The following is a 13,369-nucleotide window of genomic DNA, read 5'->3' on the forward strand; positions in this document are numbered from 1 at the left end:
CCGAGAACGTCACACGCCGCGGTGATCGACACGTCGTACAGCGGCACCACCCGAACGTGGGCTGTCCTCACGATCAAGCACCGCGAGAGGCTGGGTCCGTGGGGGAGATGACGAACAGTCCGCCGGTGTCCGGGACGACTGCGCGGGGCGGCGCGCACCCGACCCTCCGCGCGCGGAAGCCCGGCTACGCCGTGATGCAGGAGTGCCTCGCGATCCAGTCCGCGGCACCTTCCCGGACGCGACAACAGCGCTTCTGGGGTCGCGACCCGCTCGTACCCGAGGCCCGTTCCTGGTTCAAGGGAGCCCTCGGCGAGCGGCACGTCGCCCGGCAACTCGAAGCACTCGGACCCGACTTCGCCGTCCTGCACGCGGTACCCGTCGGACGCGGTGCCACCGACATCGACCACGTCGTGATCGGCCCGACCGGCGTCTTCTCGATCAACACCAAGAACCACTCCGGTCACGACGTCTGGGCCGGTGGCCGGACCCTGATGGTGAACGGTCAGCGGACCCCGCACGCGCACCGCGCGCTCGTCGAGGGGGAACGAGCGACGACGCTGTTGTCAGCCGCCGCGGGGCAGCAGGTCTCCGTGCAGCCGGTGCTCGCCGTCGTCGCTCGTCGACTCCGGTTCGGACGGACGACCCCTGCCGTGGCGACCCTGCCGCCCGAAGGCCTCGGACCGTGGCTGCGCGGGCTCCCGAGGGTCTTCTCGGACGAAACGGTCCGCTTCCTGTCGATGGTCGCCGAGGAACGCAGGACGTGGCACGTCGAGGCTGTCGTCCTCCACGACACGCTGCGGCACGTGCAACGCTTCGAACGGCTCGAGCGGGAGCGCGTCGTCGCGGCTGACCGTCGACGACTCCTGCGGAAGGCCCGAGCGCTCGCCGGCTGAGCGCTCGTGCTCGGCGGTCTCGCGTTCCGCAGCATCTTCTTCTGCGTGGGCACCCTCTGCTGAATGCTGACGATCTTGGTGCACGGTTCCCGGCGATCGTGCACCGAGAGCGTCACCGCTCGGGCGGAACCGCTGCTCGACGGGAACGATCGGCGAGTGGCTCAGCCCTCCGCGGAGGCCTCGTCGTCCGGGACCGGCCCGCGCAGCTGCGCACGCATGTTCGCGAGGACGTCGGCTTGCAGGAAGTTCGCTGCCTCCGCTCCCGTCGGGTCGACGACGATGCCGAACTCCTCGGGGAGCGCGGTCACGAGCTCGGACATCGGGACCGGGCGGCCCTCGGTCCCCGGCAGGCCGGCTGCGAGTTCAGCGGGGTCGGTGAAGACCGGCACGAACGGCAGGTCGCGGATGATGACGTGCGCGATGCTCCCGCCGTCCGGGGTGCCCTCGGGCTTCCACGGCACCCACGCCGCACTCCGGAGGAACCCCGCGGGCGAGGTCGCCATCCGACGCCGGAGCTCGCCGGCGGCGGTGGGCGGGGCCTTGTCGACGCCCCGACCGAAGGCCGACCCGTCCGTCTCGTTCGTGCTCATCCCGACATGCTGTCACGCCCGCGAGCAGACCCCGACCGGACTCAGGTGCTCCCCGAGGTCGTCGCCGCCGTACTCGCCGCGATGACCCCGGCCGTCATCGCCGCCGAGGAGTTGATGTCGGCGAGGACCCGGCGGACCGCGGAGGCGATCGCATCGCCCTGCACGACCGAACGGACGACGTGCTCGTCGACCCGGCCGAACTCGGCGCGGAGCGTGTCGGTGGCGTCGAGCAGTCCGACGACGGCCGCGACGTAGGGCGACGGAGCAGCCCGGCCGGACAGGACGTCACCGACGGCCTGTCGGACCTGCGCCTCCGGCAGTGCATCACGCTCCGGGTGTCGGGTCGTCGTGAACACCAAGAGCGTCCGGTGCTCCTCTTCGGCGAGGATGCCGCGCTTGACGAGCTGGGCGACGACGGCGTCGTGCAGCGGGCGCTTGCCGAGGTGCCGCACCCACCACTTCGCCGGTTTCGGCGGCGAGCCGGCGATCGACGCCAGCGCGGTGTCGAGGACCTGGTCGGCCGTCGGCACCCCGCTCGCGAGGACGACCTGGTCACCGGACAGCGTGATCGCACCCCGCAGGGCGAGGTCGGCGAGCACGCCGCCCGCGGTGCCGAGCTCGGTCCGCGTGACGGTCGCGCGGGCACGCCCGTCCGGTGCGATCTGCATGAGCGCGAACGCCTGGGGGATCGTCAACAACGCGGCCATGCTCGCAGCGTGCCACACGGGGCGGAGGTGTGTCGCGCCTCCAGTCCGGCAGTGCTCGCGGACGGACGCGCGCCGGCCGCCGGGGGAACCGTCCCGGTACCCGGCCGCGGGCGGCGGCAGCACTCAACCGGGCGTCGGGCCCGCGCAGCGGTCGAGGACCCGCGCCATCGCGTCCCGCTCCGCCGGCGTCACCCACAGGCGGTACGTCGTCTTGACGGCGACCTGGTGCTCGACGTACGTGCAGCGGAAGCCGGTCGCGGCCGGCAGCCAGGTCGCCGCGTCCCCGGACCGCTTCTGCGCGTTCGAGTGCCCGTCGACTGCGAACAGGTTGGCCGGGTCGTTCGCCAGGGCCTCGCGTTCCTGCAGGCTGAGCTGCTGCGCGCCGGTCCGCCAGGCGTTCTCGAGGGCGACGACGTGGTCGATCTGCACGAGCGTCGACGTCGTGTTCCCCCGGACGAAGTCGATGTGCTGGCCGGTGTAGGGCGAGGTGAGCTCACCGCGGAGGACCGTGCACCGCCCCCGGCGCTGGACGTCGACGAGGTCGCGGGCGAGCACGTCGTTGCGGGTGTCGCAGCCGTTGTGGTCAACGTCGAGCCAGGCGGTGCCGAACTGCGCCACGCGGTCGTAGCCGGTCGCGGGGGCCTTGCCCTTGACGGGGAGGGCCGCCAGCTGGGTGCGCGCCATCGCGGCGGCGGACGGATCGGCGCCGTCGGTCGGTGCGGCTCCTGTGGCCGCCTCGACGGTCGGTCGGGAGGCCCGGCTCGGCTCGGTCGCGTCGGGTCCCGTCGAGATCGAGGGTGCGTCGGTCGCGGCCGAGCCGGCACCGGTGTCGTGCAACAGCCAGCCGCCAGCGGTGACCACGACGAGGACGATCAGGGAGGTGACCATCGTGCGGGTGCGGCGGCTGCGCAGGGAACGGGTGCTGGTCGTGCGGGAACTGCGGCGTCGGCGGGACGTCATGGGGGATGGGGCTCCGTGGTGCTGGTGGTGCGGTGGTGCGGACCCGATCGGGCCGAGGACGATCTTGCCGTGCGGCACCGACGTGGCACGGCGTAGACACGGGGCATGACCGACTACGCGAACCCGTCCGTACCCGTCGCCGGTGGGTCGATGCCGCTCCTCGGCTTCGGCACCTGGCAGATCCCCGACGCCGGTGCACCCGCCGCCGTGGGGGCAGCGCTCGAGGCCGGCTACCGGCACATCGACACCGCGACGGGCTACTCCAACCAGCGCGGCGTGGGGAAGGCGCTCGCCGACTCGGGGTTGGCCCGTGATGACGTCTTCGTGACGACGAAGCTCCCGCCGGACAACGCCGACCGTGTGCGCGAGACGATCGAGGAGAGCCTCGACCAGCTCGGGCTCGATCACCTGGACCTGTGGCTCGTGCACTGGCCGCCGAACGGCGAGGCCCGCCCGGACGTGTGGGAGCAGGTCGTGCAGGCCCAGACCGACGGACTGACCCGCGCCGTCGGCGTGAGCAACTACTCGCTCGACCAGATCGACGAGCTCGTCCGGGCGACCGGGACCACCCCCGCGGTGAACCAGATCAAGTGGAGCCCGGTCGAGTTCGACCGTGCGATCGCCGACGGACTGCGCGAGCGCGGGGTCGTCCTGGAGGGCTACAGCCCCTTCAAGGCGAGCAACCTGCAGGACCCGACGCTCGTCGAGATCGCCGAGGCGCACGACGTCGACAGCGCCCAGGTGATCGTCGCGTGGCACGTGGCGCACGAGTTCGTCGTGATCCCGAAGTCGTCGAACCCGGAGCGCATCCGGTCGAACGCCGCGGGCGCCCGCATCGAGCTGTCCGCCGACGAGGTCACGCGCATCGACGCCCTCGCTCGCTGACGGTCCGCGACCCGGTCAGGCGAGCAGGGAGCGGATGTCCTCGGCGCTCAGGTCGTCGGCGAACAGCGCGTCGTCGTCGATCATCGTCGCGAACAGCTCGGCCTTCTTCGCCGCGAGGGCCAGGACCTTCTCCTCGATGGTGTCCTCGGCGATGAACCGCTGGACGTTCACCGACCGGGTCTGCCCGATGCGGTGGGTCCGGTCGACGGCCTGCGACTCGGCGGCCGGGTTCCACCACGGGTCGAGGACGAAGACGGTGTCGGCCTCGGTGAGCGTCAGCCCGAACCCGCCGGCCTTGAGCGAGATGAGGAACGCGGGTGCCGTGCCGGACCGGAAGCGCTCGATGACCTCGGGGCGCTTCCGGGTCGACCCGTCGAGGTACTCGTAGCCGATCCCGCGTTCGTCGAGGGCCCCGGCGACCATGCGCAGGAAGGTCGTGAACTGACTGAACACCAGGGCGCGTCGGCCCTCGGCGGCGAGCTGCTCGAGCTCGTCGAGCAGCAGTTCGAGCTTGGCCGAGGTCACCGGCTCGTCGGACTCCTGGACGAGCCCGGGGGAGAGCGCGAGCATCCGCAGCAGCGTCAGGGAACGGAACACGATCATCCGGTTCCGCGGCAGGTCGTCGATGAGGTCGAGGACCTTGAGCCGCTCCCGGTTCAGCGTCCGCTCGTACAGCGCCCGGTGCGCCGGGTCGAGCGTGACGCGCACCACCTGCTCCTGCTTCGGCGGCAGGTCGGCGGCGACGCTCTCCTTGGTCCGCCGGAGCATGAGCGGGCGGATCCGCCGCCGGAGCCGTGCGGTGAGCTCACGGCGTGCCTCGCCGCGGAGGTCCGGGGACGCGAGCGGCTTGACGTAGTCGTCGCCGAACCGGGACCACGAGGACAGCAGCCCCGGCGCGACGACGTGGAACAGTGCCCACAGGTCGGTCAGGCCGTTCTCGAGCGGCGTCCCGGTGATCGCGAACTTCACCGGAGCGGGCAGGTCGACGGCGGCCCGGTGGGTCTGCGACTGCGGGTTCTTGACGAACTGCGCCTCATCGAGGACGAGCGCCGACCACGGCAGCTCGCGGTACTCGGCGGCGTCGAGTCGGAGCAGTGCGTACGAGGTCACGACGACGTCGCTCGCGGCCGCCGCCTTCGCCACTCGTGCGTGGTCCTTGATCGACGTCGCGGTGACGGTCGTGACCCGGAGCGACGGCGTGAACCGCGCGGCCTCGAGCGCCCAGTTGCCGACGACCGAGGTCGGCGCGACGACGAGGAACGGCGGCGCGTCCGGCTCGTCGCGTCGTGCGGCGGCGATCATCGCGAGCACCTGCAGGGTCTTGCCGAGCCCCATGTCGTCGGCGAGGACACCGCCGACGCCGTGCTCGCGCAGGAACCGCAGCCAGGCGTACCCGGCGTGCTGGTAGGGCCGCAACTCGGCGTGCACGGTGTCGGGCACGGGCACGTCGTCACCGGGCGGGGTCGCGTCGAGGAGCGCGGCGGCGATGCGTTGCCACCGCCCGTCGTGCTCGGTCTCGTCGGCGAGCTGGTCGAACTCCGCCCACAGGCCGGCCTGCAGCGGGGTCACGGTGAGGGGCTGGTCGGGCTCCCACTCGTCGAGGTCGCGGGCTTCCTCGATGAGCTCCTTGAGCCGGTCGAACGCCGGGTCGGCGAGCGACAGGTACGAGTTGTCGACGAGCTTCATCCGCCGGTCGCGCTTCGCGAGCGCCCGGAGCAGCGGCGTGAACGGCACCTGCTTGCCGTTCACGGTGACGAAGATCCCGAGGTCGAACCAGTCGTGCTTGTCGGACGGCATCGTCGTGACGCGGATGTGCGGCCGTCCGGTCAGCCGTTCGTACTCGCTGCGCTCGCCCTGCACGACGGTCCGGACGCCCAGACCGGGCAGCGCCGGCAGCAGCTCGGTCGCGAACACCGCGACGTCGGCGCCGTCGATCGTGCCCTCCTCGAACCAGGCCAGGCCGCCGCCCGGCCCGCCGCCGCCTGGCCGCTCGCCGCCTGACCGCTCGCCGCCTGGCCGCTCGCCGCCTGGCCCGGCCCCGTCGGGTCCGGTTTGCGTGTCATCGCCGACCCCGCCGGGAGGCCCGTCCTGCGTCCGCGCGTCGGCGTCGGTCGCGGGGACGGCCGGGTCGTGGGCCGGGTCCGTGTCGTGGGCGTCGTCAGGGTCGGGGTCGTCGGCCGCCCGGAGCCGGCTGAGGTCGGGCAGCGGGCCGTGCAACGCCACGGGGTCCTTGCGCCCGTCGACGTGCCAGCGCCACTGCAGGTGCACGCGGTCGTCGGTGCGGGGTGCCCGGGCCGGTTCGAACGTCGCCGTCAGGACGAGTTCGGGTGCCTGTCGCTCCGGCAGCTCGAGCGAGCCGTCGGAGCTGACGAGCCCGAGCGTCCCGCGGAGCCGGGGTGACCAGTCGGCCAGGAACTCGTCGACCTCGTCGCTCGGGACCGTCACGCGCGCGCCCTCGACGAGCATGCGGCGCTGGTCCTCGGGCACGAGGCCCGGTGTCGGAGCGAGCGTGACGGAGAACTCGGGGCTCTCGCGGAACGCGTACACGCCGTGGTCGCCGATCGTGCGGGCGGCGCCGTCGGGCACCGGGCGGCCGTCGACGACCGCCGAGGCACCGATCACGAGACCGACACCGGACCGGACGGCGTCGAGCAGCACCCGCGCGTCGGCCCCGAGCACCGCGCCGCCCTCGCGCTTGCCGGTGACGAACGCGATCCCGAGCGCCGGTGCCTGACGCAGGAGCGGCCAGAGCAGGGGACTGCCGAAGTCGTCGAGGTGCACCCAGTCGCTCTCGCCCGGGAGACCCGCGAGCTGTCCGGCGCGGTGCAGTGCGGCGAACTGCAGGAACCACGCGTGCTGCTCGGGGACCAGCCCGAGCCGGTTGACCGAGTAGGGGAGCGTGCCCCACGTGAGCTGCCCGCGCACCCAGTTGCCCGCGCCGCTGCGCGTGACTGGACGCACCCCGAGCCGCACGCTGCGCGACCGGGTCGGCACCGACCGGCCGGTCTCGCGCGCCCGCGCGGCGAGCCGGGCGGGCACCGCGTCCCGCAGCTCGAACTGCATGCCGAGCGGGGTGCCCTGCGGACCGGCCACCTGCTCGTCGGCACCGGCGAGGCGGGCGAGGTCGTGCCTCCAGTCCGGGGTGGGGGCTGGTTGGGCGGAGGTGGGCCGCGGGGTGGTGGTGACCGTCGACAACGCCCGCGCGTTGACGGTGAGGAGCGCCGCCGCGACGTGCTTGCAGTCGCCCCCGAGCGGACACGTGCACGTGCTGCGCACGGGGCGGACGAAGTCGCCGCGGGCGAGCGTCGTCTCCACACGCAGCTCGTACGGGTCGTCGGCGGAACCGGACACGCTCGCCGTGATGGTGCCGGAGTCCTCGTGCCAGGTGGCGTCCTCGACCAGGCCCGCACGGACGACGTCGCGGGCGCGACCGAAGGTCTGCGGTCCGACGAAGCGGATGACGTCGACGGCGTCGATCATCGGGGCGGCTGGCACGGGACCATCGTGCCAGCCGCCACCGACCAGCAGGATCCTGTCCACACCTTCCCGTTCTGGGGGGCGTCGTCCACAGGGGAACCGGGGCAGGATCAGAGGTGGTCGCGATCGCGGTCGGTCGGGACCGGAGGGATGGACGTTGCTGCACTCGCTGGTCTACATGAGCTCCGCGACCGAGCCCTTCGACGACGACGCGCTCGACGCCGTCCTCGAGCAGGCCCGCGCACGGAACACCGCCGACGGCCTGACCGGGCTGCTCGTGCACCGCGGCGGTCGCTTCATGCAGCTGCTCGAGGGGCCGCACGACGCCGTCGTGGCCACCTACGCGCGCATCGTCGGCGACGAACGGCACGACGACGTCCGGCTGCTGGTCGAGGAGTCGATCCACACCCGGCGGTTCCCGGACTGGTCGATGGCGTACGACCGCGAGGCCGACGGCAACGGCCTGCCCGAGGGGTTCAGCACGTTCCTCGAGGACGGCGACCGCAGTGCCGACGGGAGCCGGCCGCGCGAGCTGCTGCGCTGGTTCCGCAACCACCCGATGGCCGACCCGACGGCGGCGAAGGGCAAGCACCGGCGCGAGGGGTGATGGCCGGCGGGGTCGCGATCCGCTCGTCGGGATCACGCCGCCTCCGGGCGGGCGATACTGGAGTCGTGACGACACTCCGAGGCACGATCCGCTCCACCGAGGTCCGCGACTCCGAGGGCTTCGCCGACTCCGTGGTGACCGCGAAGGAGACCGCGATTGCTTCGCTCGACATCGACGGGTACGCGCTGACCCAGGCGAACGCCGTCGAGAGCAAGGCCACGGGGGAGACGACGATCCGCGCGACCGCCCGCTCGACCGCGACGCGTGAGCACGAGGCGTCGGGGCCGGACTACGCGTCGGCGCTCGCCGCCTTCCGCGACTCCGTGCCCGAGGGGTGGCAGGCGCAGCACGTCTGGGTCGTCGAGGACTGAGCCGGGGACGCGGACGTCCGGGGCGTCGGGGCGGACCCGGGGCGAGGATGTCCGGGTCGTCGAGGACCGACGCGGTGCGGGGACGTCCACTTGCCGCGGATGTGACCGCCGCCGCGCGGTGATCGCAGCCGTTATCCGTTCTCCCAGGTGGAGACCCATGAACGTGACCTACGGTTCTCGACAAGCGCACGTGCGTGAACTCTCCGGACCGGTCGAAGGACCGCTCACCACAGAAGGTCGGTCCACGATGACGACCACGCCCCTCGCTCCCGGCTTCACCCGCACCCGTCCGGGGAACGGCAGCCGGAACGGCACCTCCACCTACTCCTCCCTGCTCGCCCAGGTGAAGGAGAACGGCCTGCTCCGACGGCGCACCGGGTTCTACTGGTCCCTGTTCGGCAGCCTCGTCGCCGGTCTCGCGCTCGCCTGGGTGGCGTTCGCGTTGTTGGGTGACTCGTGGTTCCAGTTGATCGTGGCGGGTGCGTTGGGTGTGGTGTTCACGCAGTTCGCGTTCCTGTCGCACGAGGCCGCGCACCGGCAGGTGTTCGACTCGCAGAAGTGGAACGACCACGCCGGCCGGTGGATCGGCACGTTCCTGGTCGGGTTGTCGTACTCGTGGTGGATGAACAAGCACACCCGGCACCACGGGAACCCGAACACGGTCGGCAAGGACCCCGACATCGCGCCCGACGGGATCCGGTTCCTGCCCGAGGACGCCGCCGCTGCCCGCGGTCCGCTGATGCGCACGTTCCTGCGGTTCCAGGGGTGGTTGTTCTTCCCGCTGCTGACCCTCGAGGGCATCAACCTGCACCGGCACGCGGTCGTGTCGGTGGTGCGTGGTGCCGGGGGTCGTCCGGACACGAAGGGCCGGGTGCTGGAGGGGGTGCTGCTGGCGGCGCGGTTCGCGATCTACCTGACGGTGGTGTTCTGGTTCCTGCCGTTCGGGATGGCGTGTGCGTTCCTCGGGGTCCAGCTCGCGGTGTTCGGGGTGATGATGGGTGCCTCGTTCGCGCCGAACCACAAGGGCATGCCCACGATCGCGCACGACGCGAAGGTCGACTTCTTCTCCCGTCAGGTCCGCACGTCCCGCAACATCCGTGGGGGTTGGTGGGTGTCGTTCCTGATGGGTGGGTTGAACTACCAGGTCGAGCACCACCTGTTCCCGTCGATGCCGCGGCCCGCGTTGAAGCAGGCGCGGCTGCTGGTCCGGGACCACTGCGACACGTTGGACGTGCCGTACACCGAGACGACGTTGCTGCGGTCCTACGGGATCGTCGTGCGGTACCTCAACCGTGTCGGCCTCGCCGCCCGCGACCCGTTCGCGTGCCCGATGGTGGCGCAGCTGCGGATCCACTGACCCACGGGTGCACATAGGGGGCGGGCCGGCGGATCACTCCGCTGGCCCGCCCTCTACGTGTGCAGCTGTGGCCGGAAGCTCCGGACCGGCCGGCCCAGGGTCCCCGATCGACTACCGGTCGGTGGTCGGCTCCGCCCCCGTCCGCGCCAGCGCACTGTGCCGCCGCGAGTACCCGAAGTACACCCCGAGCCCGATCGCGAACCACACGGCGAACCGCACCCACGTCTCCCACTGCAGGAACGTGACGAGCCACAGCGACGCGATGACGCCGATGGCCGGGACGACGGGCATGAACGGGAGCCGGAACTGCCGGTCGAGGTCGGGCTGCCGGTAGCGCAGCACGATCACCGCCGAGCAGACCACCACGAACGCGAGCAGGATGCCGATGTTCGTCAGCTCGGCGACGATGCCGATCGGCAGCACGCCCGCGAGGACGGCCGACGCCCCGCCGAGGATCCAGGTGACCCGGGTGGGGACGTGCCGCTTCGGGTCGGTCTTGGCGAACCACTTCGGCATGAGGCCGTCGCGGCTCATCGAGAACCAGACGCGCGAGGCGCCGAGCATGAACGTCACGAGCACGGTCACGATGCCGACGATGGCCCCGATTGCGATGACGTTCGCGACGCCGCCGAGCCCGACCGACGCGAACGCCGACGAGAAGCCCGACGCCGGGTCGATGTCGGTGTACTTCTGCATGCCGGTGAGCACGAGGGTCGCCAGGACGTACAGGACCATCGCGATGCCGAGGGACAGCAGGATCGCCTTCGGCATGTGCCTGCGGGCGTCGACGGACTCCTCGGCCGCGGTCGACATCGCGTCGTAGCCGAACACGGCGAAGAACACGGTCGCGGCACCGGTCATCACGCCGCCGAACCCGAACGGGAAGTACGGGTCGTAGTTGGCGCTGTTGATGTGGAACACCCCGAGCACGACGATGAGCACCACGAGCGCGACCTTGATGCCGACCGCGACGAACTCGAACCGGGCGGCGCTGCGGATGCCGCGGGTGAGCACGAACGCGGTGAGCAGGCAGAGCAGGATCGCGAACACGTCGACCACGTGCCCGTCGCCGGTGCCGGGCGCCCCGAGCATCCACGCGGGCAGGTCGACGCCGAACTGCCCGACCAGGAAGCCGACGTAGCCGGAGATGCCGATCGCGACCACCGCCACGATCGCGGTGTACTCGAGCAGCAGGTCCCAGCCGATGAACCACGCCACGACCTCGCCGAGCACGGCGTACCCGTACGTGTAGGCACTGCCGGCCTTCGGGATCATCCCCGCGAACTCAGCGTAGGACAGCGCGGCCGCGGCGCTCGCGACCCCTGCGACCAGGAAGCTGATGAGCACAGCCGGCCCGGCCACCCCGTTCGCGACCGTGCCGGCGAGGGTGAAGATGCCCGCGCCGATGATGCCGCCGATGCCGATCGCGGTGAGTTGCCAGAGGCCGAGGTGGCGTTTCAGGCCGCCCTCGCCCTCGCCGGCCTCGTCGTCGATCGCGTCGATCGGCTTCCGTCGAAAGATTCCCTGCGTCGTCGTCGTCACCCGACCACTCTGCTCCTCCGACGGCGACGGTGGTAGACCCGGGTCATGCGTCGCCCCGAACGAGTCGTCCCCGGTCCCGGTCAGGAGTCCGTCTGGGACTATCCCCGCCCGCCCGCCGTCGAGGCGCTCCGCGAGCGCGTGGTGGTCCGGCTCGGCGGTGCGGTCGTGGCGGACACGACCGATGCCGTGCGGGTGCTCGAGACCTCGCACCCGCCGGTGTACTACCTGCCGATGGCGGGCATGGACCTGCGCCCGGCCGCGGGGTCGAGCATGTGCGAGTTCAAGGGGCGTGCGCGCTACTTCGACGTGGTCGGCGGCGACGGGGTCGTCGCGCCGCGTGCCGCGTGGAACTACCCGACGCCGGAGCCGGGGTACGAGGAGCTGCGGGACCGCGTCGCGATCTACCCGTCGGCGATGGACTCGTGCGAGGTTGGTGGCGAGGTCGTCCAGGCACAGGAGGGCGACTTCTACGGCGGGTGGATCACCTCGGCGATCGTCGGGCCGTTCAAGGGCGGGGCCGGCACCTTCGGCTGGTGACGGGCGTCGTCCGATCGGAGGACGCCGGGAGGCGCGTCACGCCTCCTCCGGTCGGCCCGCGTCGGTCACGTGACCGGCCTGGAGGCGCGGCTCGCGCCCGCCTGTCGGCTCACCTCCGCGACGTGGCGTGCCTGGAGGCGCGGCTCGCGCCCGCCTGTCGGCTCACCTCCGCGACGTGGCGTGCTGGGAGGCGCGCGGTGCGTCCGCACCGTCCGCCCGCGTCCGTGACGTGGCGGACCGTCGCCGCGCCTCCCGACCGCTCGTCTGCTCGCTCGGGCGGCGCTGGGCGCCGGTCGCGTGCCTCCGGCCTGACCGTCCGTCGGCGTGACCGGAGCGGCGGGCGGGTGGCGCGCCTCCCGTCCCGTGGTCTGCTCGCGGGCGCGGCGGGGCGGGCGTCGGGTGCGCCTCCCCATCGTGTCCCGTGGCCCGACGGTCGTCAGCGTCGCGCGTAGGGGGACCAGAACGGCGGCGGGAACGCGCCGTCGGTCGCGAAGGTGAGCAACTGCCAGGCGAGCATCGCGAGCCCCGCGGCCCCGAGGAGCATCCCGACCCAGGCCCACACGCGGACCGCACGGCGGCGGCCGGCGATGCGGAGCGCCCGGACCCCGCTCAGGACGCACACGAGCCCGAACACGAGGCCGAGGAACACGTGCCTCCCCATGCCGGCGGCGGGCACGATGATCCCCATCCACAGCGACAACGGGGCGAGGAGCACGGCCGCGGTGGCCGGGGCGGCGGGCGGCTCGTGGTCGCGCGTCGCAGCTCCCATGGCTCGAACCTACCGAGGGGACACGCCGGTGTCCGTCGCGGTGGTCGGGCCGCACCGGGGTGGCGGTTGGCGAACCGGCCGGTCGGAGGAGCAGCATGGAGGCATGCGTTCCTTCTTCCGGGTCCTCCTCGGCCTCGCGCTCGTCTTCGCGGGGACGAGCCACCTCACCTTCGCCCGCCGTGACTTCCGCGCACAGGTCCCGGACTTCGTGCCGCTCGACGTCGACACCACGGTGCTCGCCTCGGGTGTCGCCGAGATCGGGCTCGGCAGCGCGCTCCTGCTCGCACCCCGGGCGCGTCGCCGGACGGTCGGGAACATCGCGGCGCTGTTCTTCACGGCGATCTTCCCGGGCAACATCGCGCAGTGGGTCAACCGGCGCGACGCGTTCGGGCTCGACACCGACGAGAAGCGCGTCGCCCGGCTGTTCGGGCAGCCGGTGCTCATCGCGTGGGCGCTCTGGTCGACGCGCGGGGGCGCCGGGCGCCGGTCGCGCTGAGGCGGGGCTGCGGGGCGGCTTGGCGGCGGCCGCGGGGTCTCTCGCACAAGGGAAAGCAGCTCGCGCCACGGAATCTCGTGGCGCGAGCTGCTTTCTGTTGTGCGGCGCGATCGGTGCTCGTTCCTGCACAGGGCGGTCAGCAGTCCGCGCTGTCCACAGGTTCGTGGGCGCGGCCACG

At 72.3% G+C, this 13,369-nt stretch carries 13 protein-coding genes; 7 read left to right on the forward strand and 6 right to left on the reverse strand.

Going from position 1 to position 13,369, the window contains the following annotated elements; all coding sequences use genetic code 11:
- Nucleotides 1-125: 125 nt before the first annotated feature.
- The gene (locus QOL15_RS06255) at nucleotides 126-893 is read left to right on the forward strand and encodes a nuclease-related domain-containing protein (protein WP_175473873.1); all 768 of its coding nucleotides are present in this window, start codon (nucleotides 126-128) and stop codon (nucleotides 891-893) included.
- A 161-nt stretch (nucleotides 894-1,054) separates the two neighbouring features.
- Here the strand turns inward: QOL15_RS06255 and QOL15_RS06260 are convergent, their stop codons facing one another.
- From QOL15_RS06260 to QOL15_RS06270, 3 genes are all read right to left on the reverse strand, one after another.
- The gene (locus QOL15_RS06260) at nucleotides 1,055-1,483 is read right to left on the reverse strand and encodes an SseB family protein (RefSeq protein ID WP_071249357.1); all 429 of its coding nucleotides are present in this window, start codon (nucleotides 1,481-1,483) and stop codon (nucleotides 1,055-1,057) included.
- 41 nt (nucleotides 1,484-1,524) lie between these two features.
- Entirely contained in the window at nucleotides 1,525-2,190 is a 666-nt protein-coding gene (locus tag QOL15_RS06265) for a GPP34 family phosphoprotein (protein WP_071249359.1), read from the reverse strand.
- Between the two features lie 123 nt (nucleotides 2,191-2,313).
- The gene (locus QOL15_RS06270; RefSeq protein WP_370692468.1) at nucleotides 2,314-3,078 is read right to left on the reverse strand and encodes an HNH endonuclease family protein; all 765 of its coding nucleotides are present in this window, start codon (nucleotides 3,076-3,078) and stop codon (nucleotides 2,314-2,316) included.
- Nucleotides 3,079-3,255: 177 nt separating this feature from the next.
- Between QOL15_RS06270 and QOL15_RS06275 the strand changes: the two genes are divergently transcribed.
- Nucleotides 3,256-4,035, forward strand: a complete 780-nt coding sequence (locus tag QOL15_RS06275; protein ID WP_071249361.1) for an aldo/keto reductase — start codon at nucleotides 3,256-3,258, stop codon at nucleotides 4,033-4,035.
- Between the two features lie 15 nt (nucleotides 4,036-4,050).
- Here the strand turns inward: QOL15_RS06275 and QOL15_RS06280 are convergent, their stop codons facing one another.
- Nucleotides 4,051-7,530 (reverse strand): DEAD/DEAH box helicase, encoded by a 3,480-nt coding sequence (locus tag QOL15_RS06280; RefSeq protein ID WP_139197593.1) that lies wholly within the window; start codon nucleotides 7,528-7,530, stop codon nucleotides 4,051-4,053.
- 139 nt (nucleotides 7,531-7,669) lie between these two features.
- Between QOL15_RS06280 and QOL15_RS06285 the strand changes: the two genes are divergently transcribed.
- From QOL15_RS06285 to QOL15_RS06295, 3 genes are all read left to right on the forward strand, one after another.
- A complete protein-coding gene (locus QOL15_RS06285) occupies nucleotides 7,670-8,119 on the forward strand; it encodes a BLUF domain-containing protein (protein ID WP_253181734.1) in 450 nt (149 codons plus the stop codon).
- Between the two features lie 65 nt (nucleotides 8,120-8,184).
- Nucleotides 8,185-8,490: a hypothetical protein gene (locus QOL15_RS06290; RefSeq protein WP_065965207.1), complete on the forward strand. Its 306-nt coding sequence runs from the start codon at nucleotides 8,185-8,187 to the stop codon at nucleotides 8,488-8,490.
- A gap of 247 nt (nucleotides 8,491-8,737) precedes the next feature.
- On the forward strand, nucleotides 8,738-9,847 hold the full coding sequence (locus QOL15_RS06295; protein WP_305405625.1) for an acyl-CoA desaturase: 1,110 nt from the start codon (nucleotides 8,738-8,740) through the stop codon (nucleotides 9,845-9,847).
- 111 nt (nucleotides 9,848-9,958) lie between these two features.
- On the opposite strand, the gene QOL15_RS06300 is transcribed toward QOL15_RS06295, so the two are convergent.
- Complete coding sequence (locus QOL15_RS06300; protein ID WP_071249544.1) at nucleotides 9,959-11,389, reverse strand: amino acid permease; 1,431 nt, start codon at nucleotides 11,387-11,389, stop codon at nucleotides 9,959-9,961.
- 45 nt (nucleotides 11,390-11,434) lie between these two features.
- On the opposite strand from QOL15_RS06300, the gene QOL15_RS06305 reads away from it, so the two are divergent.
- Nucleotides 11,435-11,926: a DUF427 domain-containing protein gene (locus QOL15_RS06305; RefSeq protein WP_071249540.1), complete on the forward strand. Its 492-nt coding sequence runs from the start codon at nucleotides 11,435-11,437 to the stop codon at nucleotides 11,924-11,926.
- A gap of 436 nt (nucleotides 11,927-12,362) precedes the next feature.
- Here the strand turns inward: QOL15_RS06305 and QOL15_RS06310 are convergent, their stop codons facing one another.
- A complete protein-coding gene (locus QOL15_RS06310; protein WP_065964782.1) occupies nucleotides 12,363-12,695 on the reverse strand; it encodes a hypothetical protein in 333 nt (110 codons plus the stop codon).
- A 103-nt stretch (nucleotides 12,696-12,798) separates the two neighbouring features.
- On the opposite strand from QOL15_RS06310, the gene QOL15_RS06315 reads away from it, so the two are divergent.
- On the forward strand, nucleotides 12,799-13,191 hold the full coding sequence (locus tag QOL15_RS06315; protein WP_065964781.1) for a hypothetical protein: 393 nt from the start codon (nucleotides 12,799-12,801) through the stop codon (nucleotides 13,189-13,191).
- Nucleotides 13,192-13,369: the final 178 nt, after the last annotated feature.

The sequence above is a fragment of the Curtobacterium sp. MCBA15_012 genome, assembly GCF_001864935.2.
Taxonomy (GTDB): domain Bacteria; phylum Actinomycetota; class Actinomycetes; order Actinomycetales; family Microbacteriaceae; genus Curtobacterium.